This is a genomic window from Frateuria sp. GZRR33, from assembly GCF_051900425.1.
Lineage (GTDB): Bacteria > Pseudomonadota > Gammaproteobacteria > Xanthomonadales > Rhodanobacteraceae > Frateuria_A.
In genome coordinates this window covers 14,122-33,667 of the sequence record NZ_JBHZGK010000016.1, presented here as the reverse complement: position 1 = coordinate 33,667, position 19,546 = coordinate 14,122, and the positions used below count along the sequence as shown (strand labels likewise).

19 protein-coding genes are annotated in these 19,546 nt (G+C 69.8%); 9 read left to right on the top strand and 10 right to left on the bottom strand.

From position 1 onward, the window contains the following. Position 1: 1 nt before the first annotated feature. Positions 2 to 388, bottom strand: a complete 387-nt coding sequence (locus tag ACFWZU_RS15380) for a hypothetical protein (RefSeq protein ID WP_439702402.1) — start codon at positions 386 to 388, stop codon at positions 2 to 4. Next, positions 385 to 969 (bottom strand): RNA polymerase sigma factor, encoded by a 585-nt coding sequence (locus tag ACFWZU_RS15375; RefSeq protein WP_439702401.1) that lies wholly within the window; start codon positions 967 to 969, stop codon positions 385 to 387. The genes ACFWZU_RS15380 and ACFWZU_RS15375 overlap by 4 nt, the downstream gene beginning before the upstream one ends. A 144-nt stretch (positions 970 to 1,113) precedes the next feature. Between ACFWZU_RS15375 and ACFWZU_RS15370 the strand changes: the two genes are divergently transcribed. Next, positions 1,114 to 1,419, top strand: coding sequence for an NAD(P) transhydrogenase subunit alpha (locus ACFWZU_RS15370; protein ID WP_439702400.1), 306 nt, complete (start codon positions 1,114 to 1,116; stop codon positions 1,417 to 1,419). Continuing rightward, positions 1,416 to 2,846, top strand: a complete 1,431-nt coding sequence (locus tag ACFWZU_RS15365) for an NAD(P)(+) transhydrogenase (Re/Si-specific) subunit beta (RefSeq protein WP_439702399.1) — start codon at positions 1,416 to 1,418, stop codon at positions 2,844 to 2,846. The genes ACFWZU_RS15370 and ACFWZU_RS15365 overlap by 4 nt, the downstream gene beginning before the upstream one ends. A 61-nt stretch (positions 2,847 to 2,907) precedes the next feature. Here the strand turns inward: ACFWZU_RS15365 and ACFWZU_RS15360 are convergent, their stop codons facing one another. Beyond that, on the bottom strand, positions 2,908 to 3,567 hold the full coding sequence (locus ACFWZU_RS15360; RefSeq protein WP_439702398.1) for a hypothetical protein: 660 nt from the start codon (positions 3,565 to 3,567) through the stop codon (positions 2,908 to 2,910). Between ACFWZU_RS15360 and sufT the strand changes: the two genes are divergently transcribed. Further along, the gene (gene sufT, locus ACFWZU_RS15355; protein WP_439702397.1) at positions 3,566 to 4,123 is read left to right on the top strand and encodes a putative Fe-S cluster assembly protein SufT; all 558 of its coding nucleotides are present in this window, start codon (positions 3,566 to 3,568) and stop codon (positions 4,121 to 4,123) included. The genes ACFWZU_RS15360 and sufT overlap by 2 nt on opposite strands. Before the next feature lie 446 nt (positions 4,124 to 4,569). Then, complete coding sequence (locus ACFWZU_RS15350; RefSeq protein WP_439702396.1) at positions 4,570 to 6,720, top strand: M4 family metallopeptidase; 2,151 nt, start codon at positions 4,570 to 4,572, stop codon at positions 6,718 to 6,720. A 464-nt stretch (positions 6,721 to 7,184) separates the two neighbouring features. Here ACFWZU_RS15350 and ACFWZU_RS15345 read toward each other — a convergent pair whose 3' ends face one another. The 4 genes from ACFWZU_RS15345 to wrbA form a co-directional block, all read right to left on the bottom strand. Continuing rightward, positions 7,185 to 7,670 carry an asparaginase domain-containing protein gene (locus ACFWZU_RS15345; RefSeq protein ID WP_439702395.1) on the bottom strand — a complete coding sequence of 162 codons (486 nt, stop codon included), beginning with the start codon at positions 7,668 to 7,670 and terminating at the stop codon, positions 7,185 to 7,187. A 76-nt stretch (positions 7,671 to 7,746) separates the two neighbouring features. Further along, positions 7,747 to 9,381 (bottom strand): acyl-CoA dehydrogenase family protein, encoded by a 1,635-nt coding sequence (locus ACFWZU_RS15340; protein ID WP_439702394.1) that lies wholly within the window; start codon positions 9,379 to 9,381, stop codon positions 7,747 to 7,749. 78 nt (positions 9,382 to 9,459) lie between these two features. Continuing rightward, positions 9,460 to 9,810, bottom strand: coding sequence for a DUF2069 domain-containing protein (locus ACFWZU_RS15335; RefSeq protein WP_439702393.1), 351 nt, complete (start codon positions 9,808 to 9,810; stop codon positions 9,460 to 9,462). Next, positions 9,807 to 10,406, bottom strand: a complete 600-nt coding sequence (gene wrbA, locus ACFWZU_RS15330) for an NAD(P)H:quinone oxidoreductase (protein WP_439702392.1) — start codon at positions 10,404 to 10,406, stop codon at positions 9,807 to 9,809. Before wrbA ends, ACFWZU_RS15335 begins: the two co-directional genes overlap by 4 nt. Positions 10,407 to 10,476: 70 nt before the next feature. Here wrbA and ACFWZU_RS15325 point away from each other — a divergent pair, with 70 nt between their 5' ends. The 3 genes from ACFWZU_RS15325 to ACFWZU_RS15315 are packed head-to-tail and all read left to right on the top strand — an operon-like array spanning position 10,477 to position 12,480. Beyond that, on the top strand, positions 10,477 to 11,745 hold the full coding sequence (locus ACFWZU_RS15325; protein ID WP_439702391.1) for a YihY family inner membrane protein: 1,269 nt from the start codon (positions 10,477 to 10,479) through the stop codon (positions 11,743 to 11,745). After that, the gene (locus ACFWZU_RS15320) at positions 11,742 to 12,212 is read left to right on the top strand and encodes a TlpA family protein disulfide reductase (protein WP_439702390.1); all 471 of its coding nucleotides are present in this window, start codon (positions 11,742 to 11,744) and stop codon (positions 12,210 to 12,212) included. Before ACFWZU_RS15325 ends, ACFWZU_RS15320 begins: the two co-directional genes overlap by 4 nt. 1 nt (position 12,213) lies before the next feature. Next, positions 12,214 to 12,480, top strand: a complete 267-nt coding sequence (locus tag ACFWZU_RS15315; protein WP_439702389.1) for an acylphosphatase — start codon at positions 12,214 to 12,216, stop codon at positions 12,478 to 12,480. A 71-nt stretch (positions 12,481 to 12,551) separates the two neighbouring features. Here ACFWZU_RS15315 and ACFWZU_RS15310 read toward each other — a convergent pair whose 3' ends face one another. The 3 genes from ACFWZU_RS15310 to hemA form a co-directional block, all read right to left on the bottom strand. Beyond that, positions 12,552 to 14,654 (bottom strand): O-linked N-acetylglucosamine transferase family protein, encoded by a 2,103-nt coding sequence (locus ACFWZU_RS15310; RefSeq protein WP_439702388.1) that lies wholly within the window; start codon positions 14,652 to 14,654, stop codon positions 12,552 to 12,554. Then, on the bottom strand, positions 14,651 to 15,727 hold the full coding sequence (gene prfA / locus ACFWZU_RS15305; protein WP_439702387.1) for a peptide chain release factor 1: 1,077 nt from the start codon (positions 15,725 to 15,727) through the stop codon (positions 14,651 to 14,653). Before prfA ends, ACFWZU_RS15310 begins: the two co-directional genes overlap by 4 nt. An 80-nt stretch (positions 15,728 to 15,807) precedes the next feature. Then, positions 15,808 to 17,073, bottom strand: a complete 1,266-nt coding sequence (hemA, locus tag ACFWZU_RS15300) for a glutamyl-tRNA reductase (protein WP_439702386.1) — start codon at positions 17,071 to 17,073, stop codon at positions 15,808 to 15,810. A gap of 96 nt (positions 17,074 to 17,169) precedes the next feature. Here hemA and ACFWZU_RS15295 point away from each other — a divergent pair, with 96 nt between their 5' ends. Beyond that, complete coding sequence (locus ACFWZU_RS15295; RefSeq protein ID WP_439702385.1) at positions 17,170 to 18,918, top strand: tetratricopeptide repeat protein; 1,749 nt, start codon at positions 17,170 to 17,172, stop codon at positions 18,916 to 18,918. Beyond that, complete coding sequence (gene lolB, locus ACFWZU_RS15290) at positions 18,915 to 19,544, top strand: lipoprotein insertase outer membrane protein LolB (RefSeq protein ID WP_439702384.1); 630 nt, start codon at positions 18,915 to 18,917, stop codon at positions 19,542 to 19,544. Before ACFWZU_RS15295 ends, lolB begins: the two co-directional genes overlap by 4 nt. Positions 19,545 to 19,546 lie beyond the last annotated feature (2 nt).

The window sequence follows — 19,546 nt, the reverse complement described above, 5'->3', positions numbered from 1 at the left end:
GTCAGCGGCGTACCTTCACGCGGTCGTTGGCGGCCAGCCAACCGTAGAAATCGAGGTTCTGGTAGAGCTGCGGATCGGCGCTGTCGGCGTCCGGCGGCAGGTCGCTGTCGGCGTCGGCCGTGGCCGCCGCCGGCATCGGGCGCGAAGGCGCCTGGTCGGCGTGGTGCAGCGGCTGCCAGATCATCAGCGTGGCCAGCGCGAGCACGGCGAACGCGCCAGCGGGCAGCAGCAGGCGCGGGGCGAGGCGCGCGGGGGACGTCCGCGCGGCATCGAGCGCCTGTCGGCGGGCGGCCCGCAGGCGGCCGCTGGTGACCGGGTCGAGCTGCCGGCTGGCGTCCAGATACAGCGCGCGGGCGCGCTGGGCCAGCTTGTCGGGATCGGGCGTCATTGCCAGTCCTCCAGTTGGTCGCGCAGGTGATGCATCGCGCGGGACAGATGGGTTTTCACGCTGCCTTCGGAGCAGCCCATGGCCTGTGCGGTCTGCGCCACGTCCAGGCCCTCCAGCATGCGCAGCAGGAACGCTTCGCGCTGGCGTTGCGGCAGGCGCTGCACCGCGGCGGAAAGATCGGCCCACGACTGGCTGTCATGCAGCCGCTGCAGCGGGCCGGGGCCGTGGTCGGCCGGTTCCCAGGCCGGCAGGTCCTCGCCGTCCTCGTCGCGCCCGCCCAGCCAGCCGACCACGATCGAGCGCACCTTGCGGCGGCGCTGCAGATCGACGATGCGGCGGCGCAGGATGCCCCAGAACAACGGTGTCCATTCCTGCGCAGGCTTGTCGCGGTAGTGCTTGACCAGCCGCAGCATGGCGTCCTGCACCGCGTCGAGCGCGTCTTCGCGATGGCCCAGTTGCAGCTCGGCCAGGCGGAAGGCGCGCCGCTCGACGTCGGCCAGGAAGGCATCCAGCGTCGCCGGCACGGCACGCTCGGGCGTCGCCAGCAGGTCGCTGTCGAGGGTGCCTGCGAGGCTGCTCATGGCATCGAGATCCGCGTCATCGGCGCTGCGGCCCTGTTCCGGTTCGGTCGGATGCTTCAACGCGGCAGACTCGCACGGGTTGACGCGCCACCGTATGATGCGGTCGCAGCCGCTCGAAGGGGCGCGCGGACAGGGGAAGGGGTCATGCTCGACGGTTTCCTGGCGCTGTATGTCTTCATGCTCGCGGCGTTCACCGGCTACGAGATCATCGCGCGGGTGCCGGTGATCCTGCACACGCCGCTGATGTCCGGTTCGAACTTCATTCACGGGATCGTGCTGGTCGGCGCCATGATCGCGCTGGGCCACGCGCAGACGCCATTGGAAATCGGGATCGGTTTCGTCGGCGTGCTGCTGGGTGCCGGCAACGCGGCGGGCGGTTACGTGGTTACCGAGCGGATGCTGGAGATGTTCAAGTCCAGCCGCCCGGGCGGCCCGGAGTCGCGCCGATGAACTGGCTGCCCGGGGCAATCAAGGCCTGTTATTTCCTCGCTGCACTGCTTTTCATCCTGGGCCTGAAGCGCATGAGCTCCCCGCGCAGCGCGCGCGGCGGCATCGTGTGGGCGGGCGTGGGGATGGCGCTGGCGGTCGCGGCGACTTTCGCGCTGCCGGGGCTGGCCCATCGCGGGCTGATTCTGGCAGCGCTGTTGCTGGGCACCGCGGCCGCATGGTGGTCGGGCCGGCGCGTGGCAATGACGGCCATGCCGCAGATGGTCGCGCTGTACAACGGCATGGGCGGCGGTGCCGCGGCGGCAATCGGCGCGGCCGAGCTGGTGGCGTTCTCGGGCGCCGCGGTGACGTTGCTCGATGGCGGCCGCTTTACCGCCGACGGAGAGGCGCCGGGCACCGTGCAACTGGCGCTGGCGGTGCTGGGCGCGTTGATCGGCGCGGTGAGCTTTTCCGGCTCGCTGGTCGCCTTCGCCAAGCTGCAGGGCTGGCTGGACCGGCGCTTCGTGTTTCCCGGCCAGCGCGCGCTGAACCTGGTCGTGCTGGCGCTGGCGATCGCGCTGGGCGTGCTGCTGGTCGCCGGCACGCTTGCGCCAGGCGTGATCGCCGGCTTCTTCGCGCTGGCGCTGCTGTTCGGCCTGATGATGACGCTGCCGATCGGTGGCGCCGACATGCCGGTAGTGATCTCGCTGTACAACGCCTTCACCGGGCTGGCGGTGGCGTTCGAGGGCTTCGTGCTGGGCAACGAGGCGATGATCATCGCCGGCACCGTGGTCGGTGCGGCCGGCACCCTGCTGACCCAGCTGATGGCCCGGGCGATGAACCGGTCGCTCGGCAACGTGCTGTTCGGCAGCTTCGGCGCGGCCTCGGGCGCTGCTGCCCAGGCGATCGGCGGCGCGCAGAAGCCGGTCGAGGCGAACGACGCGGCCGTGATGATGGCCTACGCCGAGCGCGTGGTGATCGTGCCCGGCTACGGCATGGCCGTGGCGCAGGCGCAGCACAAGGTGTGGGAGTTCGCGCGATTGCTGATCGAGCGCGGGGTCAAGGTCAGATTCGCCATCCACCCGGTCGCCGGGCGCATGCCGGGGCACATGAACGTGCTGCTGGCCGAGGCGGGCGTGCCGTACGACCTGATCGCGGACATGGACGAGATCAACGCGGAATTTCCCAGCACCGACGTGGCGCTGGTGATCGGCGCCAACGACGTGGTCAATCCGCTGGCCAAGACCGACCCGGCCTCGCCCATCTATGGCATGCCGATCCTGGACGTGGCTTCGGCCAGGAACGTCATCGTGGTCAAGCGCGGCAAGGGCACCGGCTTTGCAGGCATCGAGAACGCGCTGTTCTACGCCGACAACGCGCGCATGCTGTACGGCGACGGGCAGGCGGTGGCTACCGAGCTGGTGGCGGCGCTCAAGGGACTCGACGCGTAGTGATCCAGGTCGGCTTCAGCCCTCCGTGGCTCTTGCGGGACGCGGTGGGCTGAGGCCCTCCCTACGAGGCCTTTCGCGGCCGGCGGCCGGCGATCCAGGCGGCGAGCAGTGCGCCGGCCAGGGCGAACACGATGTCGGCGGGACGCGCGGCCAGCTGCGCGAGCGAGAGCAGCATGGCCAGACCGGCGCTACGCAGTGCGTCCAGCAGGCCCATGCCCATCGAACCGGCGATCCGCGCAGCGGCGGTGAGCACGTCCACGTAGACGGCGGCCAGCACGGTCGCAGCGGCCGCGAGTGCGGCCGCCACGCGCCCGGCCGGCCGTACCCAGCTGCGGATTGCCAGCGCGAGCAGCGCGCCGGCGACCAGCGCCAGCGCAGGCAACGGGCGTTGCAATGCCATGGTTGGAAGCATCCAAACCGCACCGGCGGCGAGCCCCAGCATGGCCGCGCTGAAGGCGGCAAACAGCAGCGGGATCAGGCGCACGGGCGCGGCCCATGCGGCGGCGGAAGTTCGAAAGCCATGCAGTTCCTGCAGATCGCGGAGCAAACGCACATGATAACCCGCGCACGCGTCCAGCCCGCCTGGGATGCAGGCCGCTCCCTTGAGAAACGTCTGCCGGGCCTGATCTTGGTCAGCGGTCCGCACCCGCGGCGGGGCATAATAGAGCGCTTCCCCGCCGCGTTCCCTGCGGCATCGACGAGTGATCGGCAGGATCGGCATGAGTGGCTTCAGTCTTAGCAGCGAACCCTTCACCCTGGAGCGCGACTGCGTGGCGGTGATGGTGCCGCAGGGCGAGCGCGTGACGCTTCCGGCCGGGCAGATCGGCTACATCACCCAGGCACTGGGCGGCAGTTTCACCGTGTACGTGGAAGGCAACCTGTTCCGCATCGCCGGCGACGATGCCGATGCACTGGGCAAGGAGCCGCCGCCGCCGATCGAGCTGGCCGCCAACGCCAGCGACGAGGACGTCGAGAAGCTCGTCTGGGAGCAACTGCGCACCGTGTTCGATCCGGAGATACCGATCAACGTGGTGGAGCTGGGCCTGGTCTACGACGTCTCGATCGAGGCAACCGACAACCACGCGCGCAAGGTCTACGTGAAGATGACGCTGACCGCGCCCGGGTGCGGCATGGGCGACATCCTAGTCGACGACGTGCGGACCAAGCTCGAATTCATCCCGACCGTCGGCGAGGCCGATGTCGACCTGGTGTTCGATCCGCCATGGAACCATTCGATGATGTCGGACGCGGCCAAGCTCGAAACCGGCATGCTCTAGTCCAGCCTTCGCAAGCGTCCCCAAAGTCCGGCATCGCCGGGCTTTTTTTTGGGTTGCAGCGGGACCATTGCCTGCCTCGTAAGCGGCTTCGCCACGCGGTTTTCGCGTAACGCTAACAGTGACGATCACAGTTCGAACGCCTAGGAAAAATTCACCCTTGTTGCTCCGCGATTTCCTGCTTAATGTCGACGAATCCGTTGGCGGGGAGGTTGACGGATGGTCCTGCAGCGACGACAGGGGGTTCCTGCGTCGCCCTCGCATGATGAGCCCGCGTACTGCCCTCTCATGGAAGAAACGGGGGAGAAGCAATGCGCATCGGGATGCAGCCAGGACCGTTGGCAATAAGCACGTGGTGCCGTGCCTGACACGGCTAATTCACGCATGGGGTCCGAAGTGACCGCATCAGGTTCGCTCGCCCCGAATTTCTCTTTTATGGAGTACCTGAAATGCCAAGTAATGTCCGTCTGAAGCTCCTGGTTGCCGCCATCGGCATGGCGTGTGCCTCCACCGCGATGGCCGCCAACAGCGAGCACGTGAACGTGCAGAACCTCGGTGCAGTGCCGGCCGGCAGCCTCGCGTCGCATCTGAACCTCGGCGCCAACATGTCGCTGTCCGCGCGCAGCACCGCGCACCTGCCCAACGGCAAGCAGGTCGTGCGCCAGCAGCAGATGTACCGTGGCGTGCCGGTGTACGGCCGCAGCGTCGCGGTAGTGCAGGACGCGCACGGCAACGTGCTGCGCGCCTCCGGGAACGTCATGAAGCTGCCGGCCAACCTCGCCTCCCCGCTGTCGGTCACGCCGAAGCTGAGCGGCGCCCAGGCCATTGCCAAACTGCAGGCCCATGCGCATACGACCCTGGCCGGCGGCGCGTCCATCTACAACAAGAAGGCGGATCTGTTCGTCTATCCGCAGGAAAATGGTTCACCGCGACTGGTCTACCTCACCTCCTACGTGGTGGGTGGTCAGCACCCGAGCCGCCCGACCGCGATCGTCGATGCCCACACCGGCGAGGTGCTCCAGAGCTGGGATGGCCTGACCGACGCCACGGCCAACGGTCCGGGCGGCAACCAGAAGACCGGCAAGTACTACTACGGCACCGATTACGCGGCGTTGCAGGTCACCCAGTCGGGCAGCACCTGCTATCTGCAGAACACCAACGTGGTGACGTACAACCTCAACCACGGCACCAGCGGTGGCACCCTGGTCAACTTCACCTGCCCGACCAGTGACACCGATGCGATCAACGGCGCCTATTCGCCGGTCAACGACGCGCACCACTTCGGCGGTGTCGTGCACGACATGTACGTCGCCTACACCGGCGCCGCGCCGCTGAACATGCAGCTGCGCATGAACGTGCACTACAAGAGCAACTACGAGAACGCATTCTGGGACGGCACCGCGATGTACTTCGGCGACGGCGCCAGCACGTTCTACCCGCTGGTTTCGCTGGACGTGACCAGCCACGAGATCAGCCACGGCTACACCGAGCAGAACTCCGGCCTGCAGTACAGCGGCCAGTCCGGCGGCATGAATGAAGCCTATTCGGACATCGCCGGCGAAGCGGCCGAGTTCTATGACCGCGGCCAGGCCGATTTCCTGGTCGGCGCGGACATCATGAAGAGCGGCACCGCTTTGCGCTTCATGTGCAATCCGCCGCAGGACGGTGGCTCGATCGACAACGCGGCCGACTACACCAGCGGCCTGGACGTGCACTACTCCTCGGGCGTCTACAACAAGGCGTTCTGCCTGCTGGCCAAGACCAGCGGCTGGGACGTCAAAAAGGCATTCCAGGCCTTCCAGCTGGCGAACAAGTCGTATTGGACCGCGACCTCCAACTTCAACGACGGCGCCTGCGGCGTGGAGTCGGCGGCCGAGGCCCTGGGCTATAGCAAGAGCGATGTGATCAGCGCCTTCAACGGCGTCGGCGTGACCTGCCCGGGTACCGGCGGCGGTGGCGGCGGTGGCGGCACAACGGCGCTGCAGAACGGCGTTCCGGTCAGCGGCGTGTCCGGCGCGGCCGGTGCTGACAACGACTTCAGCATCGCGGTGCCGGCCGGCGCCAGCAACCTGGTCATGTCGATCTCCGGTGGCAGCGGCGATGCCGACCTGTACACCAAGTTCGGCTCGATGCCGACGCTTAGCAGCTACGACTGCCGTCCTTACAAGACCGGCAACAGCGAGAGCTGCTCGGTCTCCGCGCCGCAGGCGGGCACCTACTACATCAAGGTGCACGGCTACTCCTCGTACTCCAGCGTCACCGTGAAGGCGTCCTACACCACGGGTGGCGGTGGCGGCGGTGGCGGCACCACCTCGGTGAACCTGCCGACCGTGAGCACCGGCAACTGGTCGGCGACCTACACCGAGACGGTGCAGGCCGGTCACACGGCGAAGTTCGCCATCTCCGGCGGCACCGGTGATGCGGACCTGTATGTGCGGGCCGGCTCTGCGCCGACCACCACCAGCTACAGCTGCCGTCCGTACCTCACCGGCAACAACGAGAGCTGCACGTTCACGCCGTCGACGACCACCACCTATTACATCAAGGTGCGTGCGTACCAGACGTTCTCCGGCGTCACCCTGACGGAAACGCTGAACTGAGGTAAGCCGCGGGTCCGCGTCTGGTCACCGACGCGGGCTCGATGAGGTTTCAAAATGAACCCCGGCTCCGGCCGGGGTTCTTCTTTTGCGTGCGGTGCCAGGAGAATGCGCGACCACGGATCAGGCCGCTTGTTGGCGGGGTCGCGAGTCTCCGGTGCAGCGCGCCAGGCCTATCCCACCCTCTTCGCAGCCATGGCCGACCTGCCAGCCTGTCCCAGTACATCGGGCAGACGGTCTCCATCCGCTTCCGCGGCGTGGAGGAATCCTCGTTGCAGACCTCGTTTCGTGCGCGACGACGTGACGCTGGCCGTGCAGTGACGCCAGTGGCCGGGGGCCGCTGCGCCGCCATCCCGGCCTCCACGGCAACCGACACCCGGCCTGCGTGCCGGGTGTCGTTGCCCCGATAGGACGGAAACGGCGAGGGCCGCCGTGGCGGCCCCCGTCCGTTTGCGTGGGCTGGGACTCTAGGCCTGCTCGAAGCGGTTGGCGTCGCGGTTCTTGCGCACCTTGGCCGGATCCCACACGCGGCCGTTCATGGCGATGTAGACGCCGTCGGGCAGGGTCTGCACGGCGGCGACGGCGCAACCGATGTTGAACACCGCGTCGGAGCCCTGGAAGCGCGCCGGGTTCAGTGCGCCGGTCAAAACGATGACCTTGCCGGGGATCGAGGCGAGCTCGCGCGCGGTTTCGACCATCGTGTCGGTGCCGTGGGTGACCAGCACGTGCCGATGCGGCTGCGCCTCGATGGTCGAACGGATCAGCGCACGATCCTCGTCGCCCATGTGCAGGCTGTCCTTGCGCAGGATCGGGATCACGTCGAACGCGAACGCCACCCCGAGCTGGCCGAGGATCTCGCCGATCTGCGGCGCGCCGATCTTGTAGTCCGACTTGTCGTCGAAATAGATCTTGTCGATGGTGCCGCCGGTGGTGACGATGGTCAGGTGCTGCATGGTCGCTTCGAGGGCAGGTGGGGATGGATAGTCTAGCGGCTCAAGGTCAGCCGGGCGGGGATGGGTGATGCGCCCGTCACAACAGCAACCGTGTATCGGCCAGGTCCGCCGCCGCCAGCCGGTCCAGGCCGTGCGCCACGAAGCGCCGCAACGCGGCGCCCGGACGCATGTCACCACGCTCGCGCGCAAAGGTGGACTGGCGCGCGAGCAGGGCGGCTGCGGTACAGCGGGCCAGCGTGATGGCCAGGCTGCGGGCCGAGGCCTCCAGCTCCGCACGCTGGTCGCCCAGCGCCTGCACTTCCCGCGAGGCGGCCTCGAACGCGGCGCGGATCGGGGCCACCGCTTCCGGCTCATGGCAGCCGTCGACCCAGCCGTCGATCGCGGTGCGCAGCGCGCCCAGGCCATCGGCAAGTGTGCGCAGGCTGTCCAGCGCGAGCACGTTGGTGGTGCCTTCCCAGATGGTGTAGACCTGCGCGTCGCGCAGCAGTTGCGGCAGGCCGGTGTCCTCGATGTAGCCGGCGCCGCCGAAGCATTCCAGCGCCTCGGAGCACAGCGCCACCGCGACCTTGCCGGTCCATAGCTTGGCCAGCGGCGTGAGCAGGCGCAGTAGCGCGGCCTCGTTTGGAGCGGCCTGGCCCTGTTCCACGCGGCCGAGCAGTTGCACCACCTCGAACGCCAGCGCGAACGCGCCCTCGAACTCGGCACGCATGTCGGCCAGGGTGCGCGCATGCAGCGGTTGCTCGATCAGCGGGCGGCCGAAGGCTTCGCGCCGCACCGCGTAGTCGCAGGCGAGCGCCAGCGCGCGGGCCATGCTGGCGACCGCGCAGACGGCGTTCCAGGTGCGGGTGACGTTGAGCATCGGCGCGACCTGGCGCACGCCCTGGGCCAGCTCGCCCAGGGGCCAGGCCGGGAGGCCGTCGAGGTGGATCTCGGCGGTCGGCAGCTCGCGGGTGCCGAGCTTGTCCTTCAGGCGGTCGACGACAAGCTCGGGTTTGCGCGATGCACCCTCCATCGTCTCGACGTAGAACAGCGCCAACGTGCCCGTCCCGTCGCCCGCGCCTTCCGGCCGCGCGAGCGCAAGGGCGGCCTCGCCGACCACTGCCGAGCTGAACCACTTGCGGCCATGGAGACGCCACTGGCCCGCTTCGTCCTGCCGCGCCACGGTGCCGGTGCGGCCCACGTCGGAGCCGCCGGCAGTCTCGGTCATCCATTGGCCGCTCAGCCAGAACGTCGCCGGATCGCGGCTCAGGAAGTGCGGCAGCGCGCGGTCCACCAGTGCCTGGTTGCCGGAGGCCTTCAGCGCCGCGATGGCGCCGTCGGTCATCGCCAGCGGGCAGGTGTAGAACTCGCTGGCGAGGTGGTAGAGGTAGACGCGTGCGAACTGTTCCAGTCGCGCGTGTTGGTGCGGCTCATGGCCGGCCGCCAGGATCGCGTGGCGGGTGGTGAGGCCGGGGCCCTCCTGCCAGGCCGTGGTCAGTTCGATGCGGTCCACGCGCCGGCCCCAGGCATCCCAGCGCGTGAGTGCCGGTGTCCGGGGCGTGCTGCGACGGGCGCGTTCCCAGGCGGACTGTGCGTAGTCGCCCAAGGCGTCCAGGTCGGCATCCAGCGCGGACCGCCGTTCAGGCGGGATCACGCGATCCAGCAGCGCCAGCAGCGTGCGGTCGTTGCGGTAGGGGTGGACCAGCTGCGGCGCGGTCTGAAGGAAATCCATGGCGCGTTTTCCCGATGCAGGACACGCGCGAGTATAGAAGCGGGGTCGTGGCCGGGATGCGACGCCAGCCAGGCCGGCTCAGCCCTGCGGCTTCCTGCGCCTGACCCCCGCCCCGAGCGCCACGATCAACAGCAGCGTCAACCCGATCTCCGCCAGCGCCAGCCACTTCTCGGTCGGCGCGCTCCACGCCTCGGCCACGCCGTGGCAGAAGTAGAACAGGCTCAGGATGCCCACCCACAGCAGCGCGCGGCGCAGGTCCGGCAGTGCGGTGAGCGGCAACAGCAGCGGCACCACGGTGACCGCCAGCACCAGCCAGGTGGGCAGGTGCTCCGGGCGCGCGAGCCAGCCGTGCCACGCCAGTTGCAGCGCGATCAGCGCGAACCAGGCCACGCGGCCGATGCGATAAGGCAGGGCGATGGGCGCATTCATGCCGACGTCGCCAGCTTGCGCGCGGTCTCGGCCAGCCGGCGTCCCAGCGCGCGGGCCAGTTCCCGCTCATGCTCGCTGATCGCGTTGTCGCCCCTGGCGCCGGCAACGTGGCTGGCACCGTAGGGTGTGCCGCCGCTGCCGGTGGCGGTCAGCGCCGGCTCGGTGAACGGGATGCCGAGCAGCAGCATGCCGTGATGCAACAGCGGCAAGGCCATCGTCAGCAGCGTGGACTCCTGCCCGCCGTGCATCGTGCTGGTGGAGGTGAACACCGCGGCCGGCTTGCCGGCCAGCGTGCCGCTCGCCCACTCGGCGCCGGTGGTGTCCAGGAAATGCTTCAGCGGCGCGGCCATGTTGCCGAAGCGGGTGGGACTGCCCAGCGCCAGGCCGGCGCACTCGGACAGATCCGCACGACTGACGTACGGTGCGCCCTCCTCGGGCACGGGCGGCTGCGCGGTCTCGGTGACCGGCGCGACCGGCGGCACCTGGCGCAGGCGTGCTTCCAGGCCGGCTTCTTCCACGCCTCGCGCGATCAGGCGCGCGAGCTGGGCGGTGTGGCCGCTTCGGCTGTAGTAGAGGACCAGGATCGTCAGGCTCATGCGGGCTCGGTTGGGCGTTCGCGGGCGATCGGGTAGTGTAGCGGCCGCCTTCCGCTTGATGGTGCCGTCCATGGCCTGGCGTTTCGACCGCGACCGCGCGCTCAGCTTCAGCCGCTTCATCTGGCAGCGGTTCATCGACGACAAGTGCTTCGAGACTGCCGGCGCGCTTTCCTACACCACGCTGGTTTCGCTGGTGCCGCTGATGGTCGCGGTGCTGGCGATGCTGTCGGTGTTCCCGGTGTTCCAGAGCGCGCGCGACGTGCTGCTGAACTTCGTGTTCCAGAACTTCCTGCCGACGACCGTGGCCAAGGTGCAGGCCACGCTGCAGACCTTCGCCGCCAACGCCAGCCAGCTCACCGGCATCAGCATCCTGGTCATGCTGTTCAGCGCGCTCTCGATGATGATCAGCATCGAGGATCGCCTGAACCGCATCTTCCGCGTGCACCAGCCGCGCAGCTGGAGTTCGCGCCTGCTGCTGTACTGGGCCGCGCTGACGCTCGGGCCGATCCTGGCGGTCGGCGGCATCGCGGTGACCTCGTACGTGACGGCGATGCCGTTGCTCGCCGGCGCCTACGCGCACCTGGGCCTGGGCCAGCGCCTGCTCGGCGTGCTGCCGTTCGTGGTGACCTTCATCACCCTGTGGCTGATGTACGCGGCCATTCCGAACTGCAAGGTGCGCCGCAGCGACGCGGCGATCGGCGCGCTGCTGGGCGCGGTGCTGTTCGAGGTCGCGCGCTGGGGCTTCACGCTGTTCGTCAGCAACGCGCAGACCTACCAGCAGATCTACGGCGTGCTGGCGACGATCCCGATCTTCCTGCTGTGGATCTACCTCTCGTGGGTGATCGCGATCCTCGGCGCGTCGATCGCCGCGTCGCTATCGGCCTACGAGTACCACGCACCGGCCGAGACGCTGCCCGAGGGCGCCGAGTTCCTCGGCCTGATGGTCGTGCTGCGGCACTTCGTCGAGGCGCAGCGCCAGGGCTGCAGCGTGGACCCGGCGACCGTGCGCCTGCAGGAGCCCTACCTGCGCAGCGCCAGCATCGCCACCTATTTCGACGACCTGCAGCGGGCCGACCTGATCCAGCGTGGCGAAGCGGGCGGCTGGCTGCTCAGCCGCAGCCTCGACAGCACCGACCTGCTGCGGGTGTATCGTCACACCAGTTACCGCCTGCCGCTGCGGCCGGTCGAAGAGGCGCAGACGCTGGGCATCAACCTGCCGCCGGCACTGATCGAGCTGCTCGCCGAAGTGGCGCGCATGCTCGATGAGACCCTGGGCAGGCGGCTGGACCACACGTTCCCCCCCGCGCTCGCGTCCGAACCGGAGAACCCCGCCCCATGAAGCTTGCTCCGCTCGCCCTTGCCGCCGCATGCCTGCTCGCCGCCGCGATCCCCGCGCACGCGGCGATGCCCGCGCAGCCGGCGCTGCAGGTGACTACCCTGGACGGCAAGCCGTTCGACCTGTCCGCGCAGCGCGGGCACTGGGTGATCGTCAACTTCTGGGCCACCTGGTGCGTGCCCTGCATCAAGGAGATGCCGGACATTTCGCACTTCGTGAAGACGCACGCCAACGTGCGCGCGATCGGGCTGGCCTACGAGGACAGCGACAAGGCGGACATCCGGGCCTTCCTGGCCAAGCACCCGGTGAGCTATCCGGTCGCGCAGGTTTCGCTGGACGACATGCCGAAGGATTTCGACGAGCCGCGCGGTCTGCCCACGACGTACCTGATCGCGCCCGACGGCCGCGTCGCCCGGCGATTCGTCGGGCCGGTCACCGGCCAGTCGCTGGGCGCGGCGATCGGCCAGTGACATGGCGGCTGCGCGCTTCCTCGTCAGCGGTCGGGTGCAGGGCGTGTTCTATCGCGCCAGTACCCGCACGCAGGCGCAACAGCTGGGCCTGACCGGCCACGCGCGCAACCTGCAGGACGGCCGCGTGGAAGTGCTCGCGTACGGTCCGGCCGAAGCGCTCGACGCGCTCGAACGCTGGCTGTGGCAGGGATCGCCCGCGTCGGAAGTGGAGGGCGTCGAGCGCTCGCCGCTGGATGGCCATCCCCCGCGAAGCTTCGGCACGCGCTGATCCCGGAGGGTGGGCTTGAGCCCCTCCGTTGCCCGAGTGGCTGGCGGGCCGAAGCCCACCCCGCGTGTGTTTCAGAAGTCCAGGTCGATCGGCGGCCGACCGATGCGGTGACGGGTGCCGATCGTCTGCACCACGCGACGGAAGTCGGCCGCGAAACCAGCCGCGTCGAACAGCGGTGCCTGCGCGCGCAGGCTGGCCAGGTGCGTGCGGATGGTGGCCAGTGCCGGCCGGTCGCGGCCCCATTGCACGGCCAAGGCCACGAAGGCATCGGGATCGTCAGCGACCAGTTCGGGCAGGTGGGCGTGCTGCAGCAGGCTGGCGGCGATGCGCCCGGCAAACGTGTCCCCCGCGCAGGTCAGCAGCGGGCAGCCCGTCGACAGCGCGTCGGCGGCGGCAGTGCGGGCGCCGCAGGGCAGGGTGTCCAGGCAAAGGTCGACCAGCGCATGGCGGGCGAGGACATCCGCATGCGGCAAGGTTGGCAGGAACACCAGGCGTTCTGGCGCGATCCCCGATTCGCTGGCCACGGCACGCAGGCGCTCGTTCGCCAGCCCCGGTCCCGAACGCAGCCACAGCACGCTGTCCGGCACCTCGCGCAGGATCTGCATGAAACGCCCGAACGAGGCCGGGCTGATCGTGGCGGTCGCGTTGAAACACGCGAACACCGGTCCGCTGGCGGGCAGGCCGCATGCGGCGCGCGTGGGCGCCGGGGCGATGGCTGCGGCGGCGATGGGCACGAAGCAGCGGTGCAGGCGCAGCACCTTCTCGCTGTAATCCCCGCGATGCGACGGCGGCAGCACGATCGTGTCGGCGAGGATGTAGTCGATCCACGGCGCGCCGGCGGTACCCGGATGGGCCAGCCAGTTCACCTGCAGCGGCGCCGGTCGCAGGGCCAGGATGTCGGCGTTGGTATGCACGCCATAGCCGGTCAGGTCGAACAGCACCTCGATGTCCTGCGCGTGGATGCGCTCGGCCGCCTGCGGCGGCGGTAGTGCATCGATCGCATGCAGCGTCGCGGCGCGCTGCAGGCGCTGGCGGATCGAACCGCCATCGTCGGGCGTGGTTGCGAACAGCTGCAGCTCGATCCCGCCCAGCGTGGCCAGCGCTTCGGCCAGGACCGCCACGGTGTGGCCGATCGGATGCTCGCCCAAGCGGTCCGATATCAGCCCGAGCCGGATCGGCGCGTCGGGGGCGGCGCGCGGCGGGGCGAACGCGAGCTTTTGCCGCACCGGCGCAAGGTGCTGCTCGATGGTGCGGGTGAATGTCTCCATCGCCTTGCGCTGCATCGCGCGGTCGAACGGTTCGAGCGGCAGCACGAAGGGCACGATGCCGTGCTGGCCGGTTTCGACCGCGTCACGCAGGCGCGCGGTCAATGCCTCCTGCTCGCGCCAGTCGGCCAGCCGCCGCCGCATGCAGGCAAGCCGGCTGAGCGCGGCACCGGAGTGCGGTGCCAGCTGCAGCGCGCGGGCATAGGCCTCGGCGGCCTCGGCCAACTGGCCGGTTTCTTCCAGCATCCGCGCCGCCTGGAACGCGTAGCGCGGCTCGCGCGGCGCCAGCCGTTCGGCCTGAAGCCAGGCATGGGCCGCCTCCGCGCCGTGGCCCTGCGCCTGCAGCACGTGACCGAGCAGGGCGTGGGCGGCATCCAGGCGCGGCGCCAGCTTCAATGCTTCCTGCACGTGCGCCAGCGCCCGCGCGGCGTCGCCCAGCTCGAGTTCCGCCTCGGCCAGGTTGAGGCGCAGGCCTGGGTGTTGCGGTGCCGCGCGCAGCGCCTGGGTGAAGGTCTCGCGCGCTTCCTCGTGGCGGGCGGCCACCATCAGCGCCACCCCCAGCACCTGCAGCACCACCGGGTGGCCCGGCTGGCGCGCCAGTGCGGCGTTCAGGCGTTCGATCGCGGCCTCGGGTCGGCCGTCCTCCAGCGCGACGTTGGCCAGGTTGCACTGCACTTCGATGCTGTCCGGCGCCAGTTCCGCGGCGCGGTGCAGGGCGCTCAGGCCCTCGTGGCGGCGACCCAGTTGCAACAGCGCGATCCCGTGCAGCCGGACCAGGTCGCCGGACAGCGGGAAGCTTCGGCGCGCGCGTGCGGCAAGCTCTTCGGCGTCCCGGCTGGCGCCCTGGCGAAGCAGGTTCGCCAGGCGGTGCAGGGTGGCTTCCAGCTCGGCGCGCGCACTCACCGTCATGAGGCGAGGCTCTTCAGTTCGTCGGCCTGGTGCTCGCGGGTGAGCGTGTCGACCAGTTCGTCGAGGTCGCCCGCGAGCACCTCCGGCAGGCGATAGAGGGTGAGGTTGACACGGTGGTCGGTGATACGGCCCTGCGGAAAGTTGTACGTGCGGATGCGCTGGCTGCGGTCGCCCGAGCCCACCTGCAGGCGGCGTTCCTGCGCCTGTGCCGCGGTCTGCTTGGCCTGCGCCTCGTCGAGCAGGCGCGCCTTCAGCAGCGACAGGGCCCGGGCGCGGTTCTTGTGCTGGCTGCGCTCGTCCTGGCACTCGACCACGATACCGGTCGGCAGATGCGTGATGCGGATGGCCGAGTCGGTCTTGTTGACGTGCTGGCCGCCGGCGCCGGACGCGCGGAACGTGTCCGTCTTGAGATCCGCCGGGTTGATCGGGATGTCGTCGATCTCGTCCATCTCCGGCAGGATCGCCACGGTCGCGGCCGAGGTGTGGATGCGCCCCTGGGATTCGGTTTCGGGCACCCGCTGCACGCGATGGGTACCCGATTCGAACTTCAGCCGCGAGTAGGCGCCCCTGCCCTCGATGCGGGCGACGATCTCCTTGTAGCCGCCATGTTCGCCGGGACTTTCGCTGAGCACTTCCACGTGCCAGCGGCGTCGCTCGGCGTAACGCGCGTACATGCGGAACAGGTCGCCGGCGAACAGCGCGGCCTCGTCTCCGCCGGTGCCGGCGCGCACTTCCAGGAACAGGTTGGCCTCGTCTCGAGGGTCTTTCGGCAGCAGCAGGATCTGCAGCTCGCCGTCCAGTTCCGCCAGGCGCGTTTCCAGTCGCGCGACATCGTCGGCGGCCAACTCGCGCAACTCCGGATCGGCCAGCATGGCGCGCGTCTGGGCCAGTTCCCGTTCGGCACCGTCGTGCTCGCGCAGGGCGGCGGCAACTGGCTCGATCTGCGCGTACTCGCGCGACAGCTCGCGGAAACGGGTGGCATCGGCCAGCACGTCCGGCTGGGCGAGCAACAGGCCGATCTCCTCGTGGCGCTCGGCCAGGGACTCGAGTTTGCGGCGGATCGATGGGGTCATGGGCAACCAGGGTGGCACGGGAGGAGGGCAGCCGGCATGCACCGGCTCACGAGGCGGGAGGCGGCAGCCAGCCGCCCTCGCTATTCGTCCCCGGGCTCCGACTCACCATATAGCCGGCCGGCCGCGTGCAGCAGATCTAGATCGCCGTTGAGCGCCGCTTCGCGCAGGCGCGCGCTCGGATGGTGCAGCAGCTTGTTGGTCAGCGTGTTGGCCAGGAACGCCAGCGCCTCGTCCGGCGTCTTGCCACGCGCCAGCATCGCCTGCGCCTTGGCCAGCACCTCGTCGCGATAGCGCTCGGCATGCAGGCGCAGGTCGATCGCCGGGTTGCGCAGGGTCAGCGCGCGGCGCCAGGCCATGTAGCGGTCGACCTGCAGGTCGATGATCGTCTCGGCCTCGCGCGCCGCGGCCTCGCGCGAGCGGCGGTTCTCGTCGATCACCTGCTGCAGGTCGTCGATGGCATACAGGTAAACATCCTCCAGCGAGGCGACCGCCGGATCGATATCGCGCGGCACCGCGATGTCGACCATGAACATCGGCTTGCGCTTGCGCGCAGCCACCGCCCGCTCGACCATGGGCCGGGTCACCACCGGCTGACGCGCGGCGGTGGAGGAGATGACGATGTCGGCCTCGGCCAGGTGCTGCGGGAGGTCGGCCAGCGCAATGGCGTAACCGCCGTAGCGGCTGGCCAGCTCCTGCGCGTTCTCCAGCGTGCGGTTGGCCACGATCAGGCGGCTGACCTGCTTGTCCACCAGGTGGCGCGCGGCCAGTTCGATGGTGTCGCCGGCGCCGATCAGCAGCACGCAGGCCTGTTTGAGGTCGGTGAACACCTGCTCGGCCAGCCGCACGGCGGTAAACGCCACCGAGACCGTGTGCGCGCCGATACGGGTATCGGTGCGCACCCGCTTGGCGACGGCGAAGGTGTGCTGCAGCAGGCGGTCCAGCGGCGCGCCGAGCGCCCGCGCGTCGCGCGCGAGCTGGTAGGCATCCTTTACCTGCCCCAGGATCTGCGGCTCGCCCAGCACCATCGAATCCAGGCCCGTGGCGACGCGGAACATGTGGCGTACCGCCGCGTCCTCGTCATGACGGTAGAGGAACTCGTCCAGCTTGCCCGGGGTCAAGCGATGGTGGCGGTTGAGCCATGCCTGGGGCGCCTGCTCGGCGCCCTCGGCCACGCCGACATACAGCTCGGTGCGGTTGCAGGTGGAGAGGATCAGCGCCTCTTCCACGCCGGGCTCGGCGCGCAATTCGCGCAAGGCCTCGCCGGCGGCGTCCGCATCGAACGCCACCTGTTCGCGCAGGCTGACCGGCGCGGTGAGGTGATTGAGCCCGAGGGCGATCAGCGGCATGGCGTGGAATGCGAATTGACGACGGGGTATCCGCGGCGGCGTAGGCTAAGCTTTTGGTACCGGGCGCGATCAGGTACGGGCCGGACGGACGATGGGATGAGGACTAGTGTGCTGAGCGTGAAGGGCAAGTTCAAGCAACTGCGGCATTTTGCAGGCGCCGCCGGCTGCGCGCTGGGCCTGGCTGCCTGCGCGGGCCTGCCCGCCGGCAAGGCTCCCATGCCCGCCCCGAAGCAGCCGCTGGACCGGCTCACCGTGGCGACGCCGGACGAGCAGCACGACCTGCTGGCACAGTTGCTGGCCGGCGAGATGGCGCTGACCCGCAACGACCTCAAGGGCGCCTCGGCGCGCTACACGCAGGCGATGGCGCTGTCGAACGACCCCGCCGTGGCCCAGCGGGCGGCGGAACTGGCCCTGGCGGTACGCGACACGGCCGCCGCGGGACGCGCGATCGACCGTTGGCAGGCGCTCGGCGCCAGCCCGGCGGATCTCGCCCAGGCCCGCGCCGAACTGGTGCTGTCCACCGGCGATACCGTCGGTGCGCGCGAGCAACTGGAACGCCTGGTCGGCAGTGGCGACCCGCACGCCTGGCGCCGCTTCGGCCGTGCCCTCATCGGTGCGCGCGATCCGGCCCAGGCTGCCCAGTTGCTGGAAGCCCTGGCCACGCCCGAGCGGCTGCCGGCCGACCCGCAGGCCTGGCTGGCGATGAGCGAGCTGGGCGAAAAGCTGGGCCGGCCCCGGTACGCCATGCAGATCGCCGACGCCGCGGTGGCGCGCTTCCACGACACCGAGACCTACGCCTGGGCGGCGCAGATGAAGTTCAAGGCCGGCGACAAGAAAGCCGCCACGGCGCTGCTCAGGCAGGCGCTGGCGCGTTCGCCGGACAATATTCGCCTGCGCCTGACCTATGCCAGCCTGCTCAGCCAGGGCGGCGACTACCAGGCCGCCGCGAAGCTGCTCGACAAGGGCCCGCAGAGCGCCGAGACCTACGCCCTGCGCGCCGGACTGGCGGCGCAGGCGCACGACAAGAAGGCCATCGCCAGGCTCTATCGGGAGCTCAGGCAGGCGCCCGCGGACGTGCGCGAGAGCAGCGCGTTCCTGCTCGGCCAGCTGGCCGAGATGCAGGACCGCGATGCCGAGGCGCTGGACTGGTACGACCAGGTCGGCGACGACGACCCGCACGCCTTCGATGCCGATCTTCGCAGTGCGGTGATCCTGCACACCCAGGGCAAGGTGGACGACGCCCATGCCCTGCTGGAGCAGCTGGAAACCGCCTACCTCGACCAGCCCGAGGAACTGCGCCGCGCCTGGCAGGCCGACGCGGAGCTCTACATGCGCGAGGAGCACTACGCGCAGGCCGCCAGGGCCTACGACCATGCGCTGCAAGTGCTGCCGGACGATCCCGCCCTGCTGTACGGCCGCGGCCTGGCTTACGCCGAGGCAGGCAACATCGACCGCGCGGTGGCCGACTTCCGCCACCTGCTGAAGCTCAAGCCGGACGACATCGATGCCAGCAACGCATTGGGCTACACGCTGGCGGACGCCGGGCGCGACCTGCCCGAGGCGAAGAAGCTGATCGAGGTCGCCCGCGCCGCCAAGCCGCATGATCCGGCGATCGCCGATTCCTGGGGCTGGCTGCAGTACCGCCTGGGCCACCTCGACGAGGCTGCGCGCACCTTGCGCCAGGCCTGGAGCGCCGCGAAGGACGCCGACGTCGGCGTGCACCTGGGCGAGGTGCTGTGGAAGCTGGGCAAGCGCCAGGATGCCCGGCACGTGTTCGACCAGGTCCGCCGGATCGACCCGCGCAACGCCAACCTGCGCGACACCCTGCGGCGCCTCGAGCCATGAGGCGCCTCCTTTTCCTGGGCGCGGCAGCCGGCCTGCTGCTGGCCGCCTGCGCACCGGTGCCGGTGCGCAAGCCGGCCGACGAGGCCGCGCTCGCCGCACAGGCGGCGCGCGAGCGGCGGCTTTCGGGCGTGGACCGGTGGACGCTGGAAGGCCATCTGGCGGTGTCCGATGGGCATGATGGCGGCAGCGGCAGCCTGCGCTGGACGCAGGACGGTGCGCGCTACGACTTCGAGCTGCGCGCGCCGATCACCGGCAAGAGCTTCCGCCTGAGCGGCGGCCCCGACGGGGCCCTGCTCGAAGGCATCGAGGGTGGCCCGCTGCACGGTCCCGACGCCGAGGCGCTGATGCGCAAGGCGCTGGGCTGGGAGGTGCCGCTGGACGACCTGCGCGCCTGGGTGCTCGGGCTGCGCGCTGCCGGTGCGCCCGCCGAACTGCGCTTCGGCGAACATGACCTGCCGTCGCTGCTCATGCAGGACGGCTGGACGGTGGACTACCGCGCCTGGGACCAGGCGCAGCAGCCGCCCCTGCCGCAGAAGGTGTTCGCCAGCCGCCCGCCCTACAAGGTCAAGCTGTCGATCGACAGCTTCCGGCTCGGCCCGGCGACCTGCGCCGGCTGCGGGCGCTGAGG